Source organism: Candidatus Seribacter sulfatis (assembly GCF_964187635.1).
Classification (GTDB): Bacteria; Verrucomicrobiota; Verrucomicrobiia; order Opitutales; family Seribacteraceae; genus Seribacter; species Seribacter sulfatis.
In genome coordinates, this window is sequence record NZ_CAXLMO010000023.1 from 14256 (window position 1) to 27923 (window position 13668).

Annotated in this window: 9 protein-coding genes; all 9 read left to right on the forward strand. The window is 43.1% G+C overall.

The genetic code is table 11. From position 1 onward, the window contains the following. The first annotated feature begins 54 nt into the window (after nt 1–54). The 9 genes from ACKPQ5_RS03020 to ACKPQ5_RS03060 all read left to right on the forward strand — a co-directional run bounded on the left by ACKPQ5_RS03020 (nt 55) and on the right by ACKPQ5_RS03060 (nt 13667). Nucleotides 55–3501: a hypothetical protein gene (locus ACKPQ5_RS03020; protein WP_407677617.1), complete on the forward strand. Its 3447-nt coding sequence runs from the start codon at nt 55–57 to the stop codon at nt 3499–3501. Between the two features lie 2 nt (nt 3502–3503). Further along, nucleotides 3504–4628 carry an RDD family protein gene (locus tag ACKPQ5_RS03025; protein WP_407677618.1) on the forward strand — a complete coding sequence of 375 codons (1125 nt, stop codon included), beginning with the start codon at nt 3504–3506 and terminating at the stop codon, nt 4626–4628. Nucleotides 4629–4671: 43 nt separating this feature from the next. Then, a complete protein-coding gene (locus ACKPQ5_RS03030) occupies nt 4672–5643 on the forward strand; it encodes a MotA/TolQ/ExbB proton channel family protein (protein ID WP_407677619.1) in 972 nt (323 codons plus the stop codon). A 42-nt stretch (nt 5644–5685) separates the two neighbouring features. Then, a complete protein-coding gene (locus ACKPQ5_RS03035) occupies nt 5686–6732 on the forward strand; it encodes a hypothetical protein (protein ID WP_407677620.1) in 1047 nt (348 codons plus the stop codon). Between the two features lie 40 nt (nt 6733–6772). Then, nucleotides 6773–7687 (forward strand): hypothetical protein, encoded by a 915-nt coding sequence (locus ACKPQ5_RS03040; protein ID WP_407677621.1) that lies wholly within the window; start codon nt 6773–6775, stop codon nt 7685–7687. 261 nt (nt 7688–7948) lie between these two features. Further along, nucleotides 7949–8203, forward strand: coding sequence for a hypothetical protein (locus ACKPQ5_RS03045; protein ID WP_407677622.1), 255 nt, complete (start codon nt 7949–7951; stop codon nt 8201–8203). After that, complete coding sequence (locus ACKPQ5_RS03050; RefSeq protein ID WP_407677623.1) at nt 8157–10712, forward strand: DUF5011 domain-containing protein; 2556 nt, start codon at nt 8157–8159, stop codon at nt 10710–10712. The genes ACKPQ5_RS03045 and ACKPQ5_RS03050 overlap by 47 nt, the downstream gene beginning before the upstream one ends. 78 nt (nt 10713–10790) lie before the next feature. Beyond that, nucleotides 10791–12686, forward strand: a complete 1896-nt coding sequence (locus ACKPQ5_RS03055; RefSeq protein ID WP_407677624.1) for a prenyltransferase/squalene oxidase repeat-containing protein — start codon at nt 10791–10793, stop codon at nt 12684–12686. 96 nt (nt 12687–12782) lie between these two features. Continuing rightward, a complete protein-coding gene (locus ACKPQ5_RS03060) occupies nt 12783–13667 on the forward strand; it encodes a hypothetical protein (RefSeq protein ID WP_407677625.1) in 885 nt (294 codons plus the stop codon). The last annotated feature ends 1 nt before the right edge of the window (nt 13668 follow it).

Genomic DNA, 13668 nt, shown 5'->3' on the forward strand with positions numbered 1-13668 from the left:
TTTTATAGGGAATCAACTTTACTAAAACCCAACACGAAACAATAATTTAGACCTGTGAATATTGACCGTTTAATTGATCGCATCGAAAAAGCTCTTCGTGAGGATGGAACTACCGATCCAGTATTTCATGCATTGGCGAAGGAATATGCGAAATTTCGAACTCAAATTGATGAAAGATTAGAGCACTGCGTAACTCTGATTCGTTCCGGTAAAGACTTTGCTGCCCGTGAACTTGCGGAACAATCTCCAGATGTACTTACACTTATGGAAAAACTTTCCTTTGCCAATGATGGTAAATGGAAAAAAGAATGTGAAGAGAAGGGACTTTATGTCGGACCCACATGGGCAGATGAGCATGTGGATTTGCTCAATGGATTATACGATAAGGAAATCACAGAGGACAGCCCACTTTTTCGTGAATATCGTACTGCGGCACGAAGCCGGGACCAGGAAAAAACTTTTAAGGTGTTAAAGATGATCTTGAAAGCAAATCCAGATCATGGTGCTGCCAAGAGACATTTCGGTCAATTAAGTGTAAAGATTCTAGAGGATAAAATTAAGGAATTAACGCAGTTAATCACAGCGGGTCGAGAAGCAGAGTTTCTTGATCTGATGATTGATATTGAGGATACCGATTGGGTGGTGCAACCCAAAGGAGATGAATGGGAAAATGCAATTGCAGTTCGAGAAGGAGTGGAGCGAAGAAATGCAAAGGTACGATTGGAGCAAATTTTGGTCGAGATTGCTTCCTACAGAGCTGCGGATGACTGGAAGGGATCCCTTGCTTTAATCGGAGAATTTTTTAATTTGGCCCAGGAGCATAACCTGGAAAATGAATTAGCTGAGGATGACATCAATGTATACAACGAATACAAGGAATGGTCTGAAGAATTAGCGGAGGACGCGAAATCAGAGCGTGAACTCGAGGGCATGATCTCTCGTTTTAAGAACCGCCTTGCTGAAATGCATCAGGTGGACAGTCAGGGAGGAAAAACGTTGGAGGTTTACCTGGAGGAACAAAACGAATTGCGCAAATTTCGTCAGGAATTTCAAGACCTTGGTAAATCGCTCTCTGCAGAGATTATGATGGACCTGCAAAAAGCAGAGTCCCATGTGAAAAATCGTATTCTTCGCCTTCGTGGCCGGACTAAGAGAATCTGGATGGCGGGTGTTTTTGCGTTCGTTTTAGTTGCGATTGGTGCAGTGGCAGGACTTTGGTGGTTGAAAGGTTTTTGGGATGCCCGCTCCGCTGCAGAAGCGGTTTTGGAGGTGCCCAATCCCTCACAACAGTGGGAGAAGTTATCTGCCTTTGTAGGGAATTACCCTGATTATCTAGAGGATGTCAAGGTTCGCAAGTTTGTGGATCAAGCAGTGGAGGAAGTTTTTCGAGATGCGGGTGCAAATTTAGTTTCAGAAAGTCAGGACGAATTTTTGCTCAATACTCAGGATAAAAGTCTTTTACCTATTTTAAAAAAGGAGGACATTGAACGGAGAAGGGGTAATGTGGTTGCCTCGATGTGTGGCAAAATCCTTGAAGATCTTGATAATGATCCAAATTTTCAGATTCGGGATGCCAAAAGATTTTTAGAATTATTTGAGAGTGCACCGCGAATTCGAAAGAATGATAAAGGAGAAGATTTACCCTTAAACGAGGTCGATTATTATCGTTTCCAGGACAATAAATTAGTCTTGGACAAATTACAGGAGATTGCCGCATTTTTGGCTCGGATCGAGGATACAAATGATCGAAAAGGAGATCGGTTTAATAATTTAAAGAAGGAGGTTTTAAACTTTGATGCAAAAGTGCTACAAGCATGGAAAGCCTTCCGGGATTCCGGAAAGGCGGATCATGGCATTCTTGCTCAGGAAAAATACCTCGAGGAATTGGATGAAGAAACCCGTGGTTTTTCCGGATCAGATGCGATTGACCCCAATGATTATCGTGAGGTCAGGGATGCGATTCGACAACTTAAGCAAACTTGGAAGGGTTATTCTAAAGAAGTGGAAAATAAGTCCGGTTCGTCTTACGATCAGTTGCTCAATCAAGCCGACCAATTACTGGGGAAAAGTAAAAAAGCCCAATCTCGGGATGAGAAACTTGCTTTCCTCAGGCAAATGTCAGACTCATTGAGTAAGATTACGGAATTGAACGGCAGTTCAACCGATCAGGAGCGAATGTCTAGCGCACAGGGCAGAGAATTTAAAGAATTAGTGAAGGCACAAAAGGAATCAGTCGGAGCGTTGGGCCAATTAGGAGAAGTGGAGGGAGATTTAGGGAAAGCTCAAAACTTGGACGAGTATTTTTTTGCTTTGGAAAAACTTTTGCAAAATGATGCATTTGAAAAAACAAAAGCTTCCCTGGTCCGTACTGTACTTTCTCATCGAAAGAAATTTTCAAATGAAAACGGTGAGTTAAGAAGCCGTCTCTTTATAGAGGGACCTGCCGAGATATGGGAAAAAGTGGAATCGGGTAAGATTACACTCCAGCCCGATGAATCTCGAACAGAATACGATCATATTATGGCCCTTCTTTCCCGCCCCGATCTTCGCTCTATTTGGAGCTATCAATTAGTGGAATGTACTCCATTCCAATCCGGTGCATCCGGGGTTTATTCAACCCAAAAAAAGCAGATGATGTCCTTGTACTCCTATGGTCCGGTGAAGGAGGAGGAAGTGGCACAAAAATTTGATGAACAAGGACAGCCTATTGCCAACCCGATCAAAACTAATGTGCAAGTAGGCGAATTTCATTGGAATGGAAAGGTGGAGGGCCGAGAATTTCAAACCACCATTTTTGGCGGAGGAATGAAGGGGCTTGCAGTAGAGGGGGGCGAATTGACTCCTGAATCTACTTTTTTGCAGCAACAAATCGAACGCAGACTAGACCCTAATACAAAAAGTGTTGCCGGACCTTTGATGGAAATGCTTGAGGTTGTGATTGCCGAACAATCAATTTCCCCCCTGCTCAAGGCATATCTCCATCGTGAGATAGTTGATTTGATGAAAAAAAAGCCTGCCTCTTGGGGAGTTGCTCTGAGCAATCAACTATTGAAAGACTATGATGCTCTTGTAAGTCAGGTAAAAATAAAAATCCGACCGACAGATTGGATGGATAAGAAAGCGAACGAATCCCTTTCCCAAAGTTTGGCACAGTATTACCGTGTAGTGGGTAAGCGAGATTATTTTCCCGAAGCAAAATTTACACTTGGGGTTTTACAATCCTTACAAAAAGTAAATTTTTCTTATATTGGACATGTTGATATTCAAAAGAAGGCCCGATTTACCGGAAGTAAGCCAGCTTTGTATTGGGGTATTTCTCAAGTTAATGGTTCTTTTGAATTAACCAAGGGGGCACGGGCCTCCTTTATTTCATACAGTCCCTTAGTTGGAACCAACCCCAATATTGGAGCAATACTGGCACAAAATTATTCGAAAGCGAATGTGACGAATGGAAAATTTGGAGGAGTGGAGGATTTCCTGCCAGTAGATTTTTCAAATTGAGTATGTCTTATCAAGAAAAATATTCACTTTCAAAAAGAGGACAAATCTCGGGTCCCTTCACGGCTTTGGAAATTATTGACCTTCTTCGCATGAAGGAGATCAGCACTATTCATAAAGTTAAATTAGGAAAGGATTGGCTCACCGTATCCGATTTTATTGACCAATATGAAAAAGGACTTCTTCCAGAACAGAATTTAGATCAGGTATTTGAAGATGAGCCTGAGGAGGAAGAAGTGAAGAAAGAAGAAGAGGAGACCGTCGAATTACCTGAACCTGAACCGAAACCTGAACCGGTTGAAAAAGTAATTGAAGTGCCCAAACCAGGTCCAGCAACTGAAATTCACATTAATCGATCCGGGACTCAATTTGGCCCATATTTATTAAAAGAATTAAAAGATTATTTAAAAGCGGGTAATTTAAGATTCAGCGATTTAGTTTGGTTTGAAGGAGTTTCAGAATGGGTTCCTTTATCAAGAATACCTGGAGTTGCAGATGATCTAAGTTCATTGGGTTCTGCTGCACCTCCTCCCCCTAAGCCGCCCCCAGTACCTGCTGCTCCTGCTGCTCTCCCTCCTCCCGTACAGTCTGTCCCATCCAGTCCATCTCTTTCTTCCGCGAAGCAATCGAACACAGTGTTGACGGATTCCGATCAGTCTGCAGAAAAGGAAGCGGGCGAAGATGAGGTAACTCCGGATAAGCCCAGCATGGAAATTGAAAACATTGCCCCGCATGGAGCACGGGCGATTGCGGGGATTGTGGATAGTGCTATTTTACTATTGGTAGTGGTTATTTTAATTGGTACTGCCGGTGCATTTTCAGATTTCGATAATACTCTGTATCTTGCCGGTGTATGTGCTTACTTCTTATTGGGTTGGCTTTATTATGGACTGGGAGAATCTTCTCAAGCGGGCGGATTTATTGGAAAAAGAATAAGCAAAATTAAAGTGGTACGATTGGCGGATGATGAAATTCCAGGATTTGGTGTTTCTTCCTTACGAGCAGTCCTTAAAATTTTGATCTCCCTGACTATTATTTTACCCTTTATTGTATTTTTGACTCCTCGCAGACAGGGTCTGCATGATTTAGCCTGTGGTACGATCGTAAAGAGTGAAGGAGAAGAGAATTAATTTTCAAAATGCCTTATTTAATCGTGTGAAAGGAAAAAAATAAATGGACGGAGGAGTAGGATTTGATGAACCTGAGTTAAGTTGGTCGACGCAAGATATTGAGAACAAAATTGGATTTAGTGGCGGTAGATATACCGATACAAATGCATTTTTCACTTTTTTAGTGGGGCTCATATTATCAACACTCTTTTTTTTAGTATTGGAGTTTGTGATTGGAGATTCTGGTACTGCCGCCGAGTGGAAAGAACAGAACTCGGAAATGGTAACACTTGAAGATGGTACGCAAGAGGAACAAGTGAGGGACATTCCCTTACACATAGCATTATCTGATAAATTTATAAATCGAGGACTCGGGGGGTATTTAATGGGTGCGGGAATCACCATGCTTTTTTTCTGGGCTCTTGCGATTCTGTTTGTAAAGGGTAGGAAAGTGAGTTTTCAAAAGAAAATTCTGGCTCTCAATCTGATCCCCCAGGACCCCAACTTTTTTCTTAATAATGCGACTGCCCGAGATGCGTTGTTACGAATTCGTGGTCAGGTTGATGACCCGAAGCACTTTTTGCTTTTAAACCGAATTGATGTCGCCTTATCGAATTTGCAGAACATCGGAGAAATTAGTGAGGTCGCAAGTTTGACCAATGCACAGGCTTCAATTGATGAAGATCAAGTCTCAGCCAGTTACAGTTTAATCAACGGATTTAATTGGGCGATTCCAGTTCTCGGCTTTATTGGTACAGTTCTTGGATTGGGGTCTGCGATTGGAGAATTTGGAGTGACCATACAGCTCGCTGACGATGTTGACAAATTGAAGAATTCATTGACTGATGTGACCGGGGGTCTATCCACTGCGTTTGATACTACCCTACTTGGATTGGTAGGCTCGATTGTTGTGCAAATGGTAATGACCTTTCGAAAACGGCAAGAATTTTTACTTTTGGACGAGTGCAATGAGTATTGCCAAACTTATGTTTTAGCAAAACTTAAGCTTGAAAAAACGGGAAGAACTCGTTCGTAAATCAATTTGATCGTAGCAAGCTTTCACCTACAGTAAGTCAAGATGGGGAGAAGTAGTCGAAATAGCGAGCAGAGGGTTAGTTTCTTTGCCTTTCAGGATATTATAACTGCAGTAATTGGTATCCTAGTTTTAATCGCTCTTATCCTTGCCCTTCAGGTCAACCCAAAGCGAGAAAATGAAGGCGATAGTCCGGGTAATAATACTGCTCCTGTTGAATTAATTGTGGGAGCAAATGAGGGGGGAGGGAACGCCACAATTGTGGTGGCAAGTGAGTTTAATGCGACTCAAGTAATCGAAGAGATTGCAGCATTGCACCAAGAAATAAGCGAAGAGAAAAAAGAATTTTTAGTCAAAAGAGAGAAGAAGAATAGCGAAATTGAACAACTGTCGGAGGAATTGAGAAAGCTTAATTTAGAACTTCAAGTTTTTAAAAAAAAGCTTGGGATTGAAGATTCAAATGATTCGAAAGAAACAAAAGATAAGATTGAAAGTTTAGAATTACTTATGGACCTGGCAAGGGTTCAAAAAAATGAACTAAATGAGGAGAAGAAGGGACTGGAAGATAAAATTAATGCCCGGGTATTACGGTCTTTAAAAAACCTCTCCGAACTTGAATTACAGGAGCTTGATTCCAACCTTAATTCACAGGTCGAGCAGTTAGAATCACAAGTTGAAAATGAAGTCCGGGTAATTCCTAAAGAAAATAATCAGGGAGAAAAGCCGGTCCTGGTAATTCTAGGATCATCCGAATTTACAATAGGAATTTTTAATGGGGGGCAAAGAACGATACCAGTGAACTCGGCCAACTATTATCAAAAACTTGGTGGAGCCCTGACTTCCTATGATAAGAATAAAAATTTCTTTGTTTATTTCTTTCGTCCTTCGGCATGTCAGTTAACCATTACCAATGTACCAGGTAGAAATGGGACGATTGAAAAGAATTTATTTGATTTACTATGTGACCCTAAAAATAACCTGACCCGTATGCTCGGGTACAAATACGGATTCGAGCCAATCCATGAAGAGGCAGCTGTCTTGTTTACTGACAAGATTGCTGATCCATTTGTTGAGTTTTTTCCTAATCCATGAACTTTCAGAACTCACCAATTTTTAATTTGATGTTCAACTAATGGCACGCGAAGAAGAAGAGGGTGGAAGCTTGGATATGTTGCTCGATACTTTGTGCAATACATTTGGAGGAATTATTTTAATTGCTCTCTTACTTGCTCTCAGTGTGAACAAAAAAAGCGTCGAATTGTACGATAAATTAGTTCAGACCGATGACAATCAATCTGAACTTATCAGGGAACGTGAGCAGTTACAAAATTCATTACTCGACCTCACCGATGAAAACATTGAGATTTTAGAAGACTTGGAAGATGATTCTTATTCCAAAAGAGAGGAAATTGAAGAGATAAAGGATAATTTAGACGATTTAAATAGCGATTCTTTCGCCCTTGAAAAATTAATGCAGCGTGAACAAGTAAAACTTGATGAACTCGAGGATAGCGAAGTAACAATTGAAAAAGAACGTTTAAGTATGGAGGAAGAATTAAGTCGTTTGGAAACGATTCTTGCCCACCAGGAATTAAGTAAAGAGTTGAAAAAAAAGCCCTATCGTAAGGTCAGCCTTCCTCAACAAAAAGACACGCGTAAAAAGCCACTCCCTGTTATTGTGGCACATGGTAAAATGTATCCGATGATTTCTCTGGGGATCGGTTCGGTTGAAAAGAATGAAGATGGATTGGTATGGAATCAAACTCCCGACAAGCGATTCCAGGTAAAAGTCGATCCAAGCAGGGGAGTCGATCCGATGAATGATGATGCATTGGATTTGTTTCTCTCCTCGGTTGGAGATGCCCCCCGTTTAGTTCGTCAAAATTTCTTTTTGAACCTCTTTGTATTTTCCGATTCAGAAAATTTTGCGATTTTTAATAAAATTCGAGACGAAGCAGTTTTAAGAAAATTAGATTATAATTGGATTCCCATTGCTGAACTTCCCCTCGTTCTGCGCTCGGACAATGTTCCTTGGAAAGTGCAATGAACAGAATGTTTTTCTTCAATTTGGCCGGGTAAGAATCACGAAATTTTTGGTAAGAAATCAAATTTTAGAGTAATTCCGATTATTTGTCCAAATTTGGTTACTACTGGCAGAACTATTAAAATGGATTTACTCTTACCAGTTCAGTTTCCGAACGATCTTATTCGGTCCGCATTACTATTTCTTTTTCGTAATGTTTAAAATGACTCAAATGACTGCTCTTTTACCTTGCCTAAGCTACCAACTGCTCGAATTATAATCTTTATGTCGAAAGAACTTCTTATTTCTCTTATTTTGGGCACATTTTTACTGGGTTGTGTCCTTTTGGGTTTGGTTCAGACGAGTTTACTTTCCAGCCCGTTTTTTCTGCTATTTGGCTTCGCAATTATACTCGGTCAAATCGTTATGGCTCACTTAGCATTTAATCAGTATAAAAACCTTTCAGTCCAAACCACTAAAGAAAGTACCAAAAATGAAGAAGGAAGAGAAGAACGAGGAAGCGACGGATTCGACGATTGAAGAGACTGCGGTAGACGAGTCGCAGTCTGAAGAACGGGAACTCAATCCAAAGCATCGAACCGTTGCATTATCCAGCTTAGCGGCAGGTTATGCTTTGGCATTAGGTTTTGGAGCCCTTCTCTATTGGGGATCCCAACAAGACCCACAGGTCGTAGTAAACGAAACTATTACCGAAGAGGGCGAAGTCGTTGGTGCTTCTGAGGGAGCAGAGATAGAATCTTCTGTCATTACCTTAACGGGAGGCACTAGCATACCTTGGCCGATCGGCAAACTTTGGGTAGACCCTGGGTACACGGCGATTGATGGAGATGAAGATCTAACCGCATTTGTCGAAACAGTCTCTTTCGTTGATGTTTCTACTCCTGGGCAATACAAAGTTATTTACACTGTCAAAGATCCTAAGTCTGGAGAGGTATCAGATTCAGTGGAGCGATTTGTTACGGTTAACGCAGGTGGCTTTATTGCTGGTGCAAATGTCGCTTATAATGACCGACTTGATGGTGTGATATTGGATGATAAAAGAATAACCGCTGTGATTGGTGACGACGATGATGATATCGTTTATGTGGACAACGATGATCGCCATCTCCGACTCGCAGGGAATGACTTAGGTAACGGAAGGGTAGTCGGAGGAAATGGTGGGAACGGTCGAATACATGGTGGCCGAAATCGCACTGTGATTGAAGACGATGTTGATGTCGGCTTGTTAGATCGTAGATTAGCTAGATTAGACGACAATGAACTTATTATCATCGATGATAATGACGATGACTTAGTGGCCCGATTGGATCGACAGGATATCGGATTGGACCGGGGCGGAAATGATCGGGTTGATGTGGGAAATTTTGTTCCCGATGCTCGCCGCGGAAATTTTAATGATGAAGAACTGGGTGCCGTGGGAGAATTTGATAAAGATGGTGCCGGTTTTGGAAAGGGCTCGATGCCTGGAGTAGGGAAAGGGTCTGAGGTTTTTGCATACAACTTTCCTTCACAGGGTGTAGGGGCAGGAATTGGAAGTCCAGCCGTGGGAGCTGCAGCTGGATTTGCTGGGCTTGGAGCAGGAATTGGGCAGGCGGTAATGAATGGTGAAGCAGTTCCCGCATTGGGAGGAATCGGAACCTACACGCCCGCTGCACCCAGTCAACCGGAAGGTCCTGATTCAGATAACGATGGAATTTCGGATGCAATGGAATCTACTTTTCGGACGAACCCTCAATCCAATGATACGGATAAGGATGGGGTAAGTGATGCGGATGAGGTCAAGGGAATGTCCAATCCGCGTGATCCCCGTAGTAAACCGGGCACACCTGCTCCCGGTGCTGACAGTGATCAGGACGGAGTCCCCGCCTCACTGGAAGCTCTTTACGGTCTGGACCCATCCAATTCGGACAGTGATGGCGATGGATTTACTGACGGAGAGGAAATCTCTGCGATGACTAGTCCCACAAACCCGGCCAGCAACCCTGGTGAAATGGGGGGGCCAGCTCTTGCAGTTGCACCCGGAGTCGCGGGTGGAGTGGCCGGATTGGTCGGAGGTGCCGGAGCCGGTGCAGCAGCCGGTCTGGTTTCAGGTAGGGTCACTCATCCTCTCGGATTGGGAGTGGCAGATGTCGGCGTCGGGGTTGGAATCGGTATTAACGATGGCGACGGAGTTGGACGCGACGATTGGGATTACGATCACCTTCCCAAAGACGGAAATCTTTACATTATGATGCATGTGGATGGAAGTGGCTCAATTCTAAGCACAAGAAAGGCGTTGGACGAGATGAAAGATACTCTTCTTAAAAATGCCTTACTTCCTTATTACAAGAACGACGAAGATCTTTACAATCGCCGGGTACTCGTGGTGGATGGTGAAGGAGAACGCACACTTAAATTCTTTGCAGATGCGGCAAAGAAAGAAAATGTGTTAGCACTTGTCTTCCAAGATGAAGCCCAACCCGCATATCACCTTCCCAATTTCAATCGTAAACCAGAAGATCACTACATGGACGATTTGAATGATCTTAAAAAAGGGTTAAACGGATACGGTGGACTGTACCGTGGAATCATGTTCCAAGTCGACCGAGGGAAGACTTTTGCCAAATCATTTAAGGAATTTGTGGAAAACGCCTGGCGTGGAGATGGTTATCTTTCCGGTGCAGGTGAAAACTTGAAGCCGTACTACTGGCAGGAAAATGGTGACAATATTCGCAACCGTGATGGGATTGTATTCAGTGACGAATATCATGTAAATTCGGAAGGTGATCCCGCTTATTACATGAATTTGATCATGGAAGCATCCCGTAAAATTGGTTTGGATCTTGGGAAATACGGCGGAGGACAGGAAGATGGTCGCTATAATGCAAAACTAAGCGGTAATTCTTCCAGCACTTCTTCTTTGAACGAAATGTGTCCCATCAAAAAGGACCGCAAGGCAAACCCATCAATAACTGCGAAGAGTGCTAATGGTAAGACAGTCGCGTTTTGCTGCAAGGGTTGTAAAAATAAATATGCATCGGCTGATTGATCTTCACAATCTCTGAGCTCTCCTTTTTACTTCTCCTATAAAAAGGGAGCATACATTTTTTACTAGGAGAAGTTTGGTATGAGTACCAAGACCATACTTTCTCTTGTTCTTTCTTCGACCCTTGGGTTGGCGTTAATCGGTAATCTCATTGCCGGGAACCTGATTCTCTCTTCTGTTCTAGTCTTCACTGGTCTTGGTACCGGGATTCTGTGCCATCTTGCTTTTTTTGAAGAGAAGAAAAAAAAACCGCAGGGTACTGGCCCGATTCCCTGGCTCAACTTAGGAATGTCCTATTGTTTACTTCTTCTCAGTTTGGGAGCTTTTCTTTTTCTTCTGATTTCTCCTTCTGAGTCTCGCCAGACAACTATCGCCAAAGCGGGTCAAGTGGCAGGAAACGAAACGGAGGGTTCCACCGTTCCCCAAAGTGAGCGTACGGATGTGGAATCCGGCGGTGAACGTGCCCGTTTAGGCAGCAGTGGACGAGGGGAGGGTTTGGACGCACTTGGAGGTGCGAACGAGGACAATCAAAATGCCATGCGTGAAGCACAGGTTTTTAATCCGGCAATTGCAGGAGCAGATGACGGTGTTTCTGATCAGACCAAAATATCTTCTCAAAATATGGAGGAGAACATAGAACCGGGTGAGTTCGATCAAGGATTGGTCGACTCAAAAGATTTACTTCTCTCCCGGATTGGAATGGATGAAGAGAATAAAGATATTGGTGATCCTAATGCTTTGATTTTCGAAGAAAATGAAGATGATGCCCTTGCATTTGATTCGACAGTATTTAACGGGGCGGAAGACCCCAATGAAATTATTTCCAAAGCGAAAGGAGACAAAATAACTAATCTACGGGCTGCGGTAAACTCACTGGGAGTTTCCGTACCGAAGTCAATGAGCGGGCGATGCGACAAAGTGGGTCGGGTGGCAAGACTTGCCCGGGGAGGAGTGAAGAATCCGGATCGGGTTGAAACTTCTGTGATTAAGGCACTGAACTGGTTGAATCAGGATCAAAATGCAGACGGGTCTTGGGGGAATAATGCGAAAGGAGCGATGACTGGATTTGCCCTTCTTTGTTATTTGGGACATTGTGAACTGACTGACTCTCCCGAATATGGGGAGGCGGTAGCGAAGGGGATTAAGTATCTGGTTGAACTTGGTGATGAAAAGGATGGCTGGCTTTACATTACCAACAATAAACACGGATCCGCCTACGCGCATGGCATTGCAACCTACGCCCTTGCGGAAGCTTATGGCATGACTGAGAAGGATTTCATACTCCCGATCTTGCAAAAAGCAATCCATCGAATTGTCGCCGGACAAAAACAGGATGGCGGATGGGTCTACATGGAAGAAAGGCCCGGTGTGGATAATCTACGATTCGTAGATTTTGGAAAAAATGAAAAACAATCGAGCGATACATCCGTGAGTGGTTGGCAATTCCAGGCCTTAAAGGCGGCGTATAATACGGGAGCAATTTTCCCTGGTATTGAACCTGCATTGGAAGCTTCGGTCAAAAATTTTTATCGGGTCTATTCCTCTGGAAATGGAGGGTTTGGGTATCGTAAGGCATCCGATGCAAAGAGTATAAAACACAAGCTAACCGGAGTGGGTTCGCTTGGTCTTCAATCATGGAAGCATGGGCATCCTTCCGAAGAGGAAAAGAGGGCAACTTTAAAAAAGGCAATGGAACATATCTTGAAGAATAACTTGGCAATGGATTATACGAGTGCGGATGCAAATTTATATTCCTGGTATTATGATGCCCAGGCCCTTTTTAATTATGGGGGAGCCTATTGGACTGCCTGGAATCGAAAGATGGAACCCATGTTGCTCAATTCTCAACTCGCAGACGGAAGTTGGCCTAAAGAGGGTGGGGGAAAGACTTCAAGTCAGGGTGGACAGGATGCAGAAGTCTATCGCACTACTCTTTGCACATTGATGCTCGAAGTTTATTATCGTTACGTCTATTGACGATTTTTAATTTTTTTTTAGTATGAAACTAGGCTTATGAAGTTTCTTCCAATCGTTTTCTTCTTTTTCTCTTTCTTTTTATGGGGAGAAGATTTCATGATTAAAAAGGCAGGGAATTTAAAGGGGATTCTTAATGCCAAAGGAGATGCTTGGATCGAGGTTAAGGAGGACAAAGGTTTGCTCGAACGTTATCTAGCACCGTGGCAGGGAGGTTCGCCTGCTCGAGGGGGCGGTTTTGATTTAAAGACGCTTGGTGTTTTTAAAGAACTCGTGGTCGGAAACCGGGTACGATTGGATTGGTTTTGGGATGGTCATCTAAGAGTTCGTTCAATCAAAATTATCAATCCATTTAAAAGAAATGGGGTTATGAACGGCATTCTTGTTCAAAAAGGAGACAGATGGATTGACGTGGAAAGTGAGGATAGTTTTTTACCCTGGCGGTTTTATCCAAAATGGGTTGGTGGTATGCCTGAATCTGGTGGTGGGTATAATCCGACCACCTTGGCATTCTTTGATAAGTTTGATGTGAACGAGCCAGTTCGTATCGTTTGGAGTTATGACCACCGTCCCCGAATCGAGCGATTTATAGAACAAGAAATAGAGGATGTATTTGTACCTTTTTATGAAGGCAAAACAATTCCTGTCGGTGTAATTAATTCACAATCAGTTCGTCCCTCGGTTAATCCATTTGACCAAGCGGTCCCGGCACCCCAAGCCAATCCATTTGATCAAGCGGTTCCGGCACCTCAAGCCAACCCATTTGATCAAGTGCCTAACTCCAGCCCTTTTAACCCCTTCGATTCACCAAGTTTACCTTCGAGTAATCCGTTTGATGAGACGGGCAATAGTAAGCAACAACCTAAATCGCCCTTGAGTAATAACCCATTCGATAATGTTCCTGCCCCAGCGGGGAAGCAATCCAATCCCTTTGAAAATGTTCCCTTACCGGGAAACCCATTTGATGCTTTGCCTAAGAACTAAA

Excerpts from the sequence above, each read along its gene's own strand:
- ACKPQ5_RS03025 (WP_407677618.1), top strand. The coding sequence starts at position 3,504 with ATGTCTTATCAAGAAAAATATTCACTTTCAAAAAGAGGACAAATCTCG.
- ACKPQ5_RS03030 (WP_407677619.1), top strand. The coding sequence starts at position 4,672 with ATGGACGGAGGAGTAGGATTTGATGAACCTGAGTTAAGTTGGTCGACG.
- ACKPQ5_RS03035 (WP_407677620.1), top strand. The coding sequence starts at position 5,686 with ATGGGGAGAAGTAGTCGAAATAGCGAGCAGAGGGTTAGTTTCTTTGCC.
- ACKPQ5_RS03040 (WP_407677621.1), top strand. The coding sequence starts at position 6,773 with ATGGCACGCGAAGAAGAAGAGGGTGGAAGCTTGGATATGTTGCTCGAT.
- ACKPQ5_RS03045 (WP_407677622.1), top strand. The coding sequence starts at position 7,949 with ATGTCGAAAGAACTTCTTATTTCTCTTATTTTGGGCACATTTTTACTG.
- ACKPQ5_RS03050 (WP_407677623.1), top strand. The coding sequence starts at position 8,157 with ATGAAGAAGGAAGAGAAGAACGAGGAAGCGACGGATTCGACGATTGAA.
- ACKPQ5_RS03055 (WP_407677624.1), top strand. The coding sequence starts at position 10,791 with ATGAGTACCAAGACCATACTTTCTCTTGTTCTTTCTTCGACCCTTGGG.
- ACKPQ5_RS03060 (WP_407677625.1), top strand. The coding sequence starts at position 12,783 with ATGATTAAAAAGGCAGGGAATTTAAAGGGGATTCTTAATGCCAAAGGA.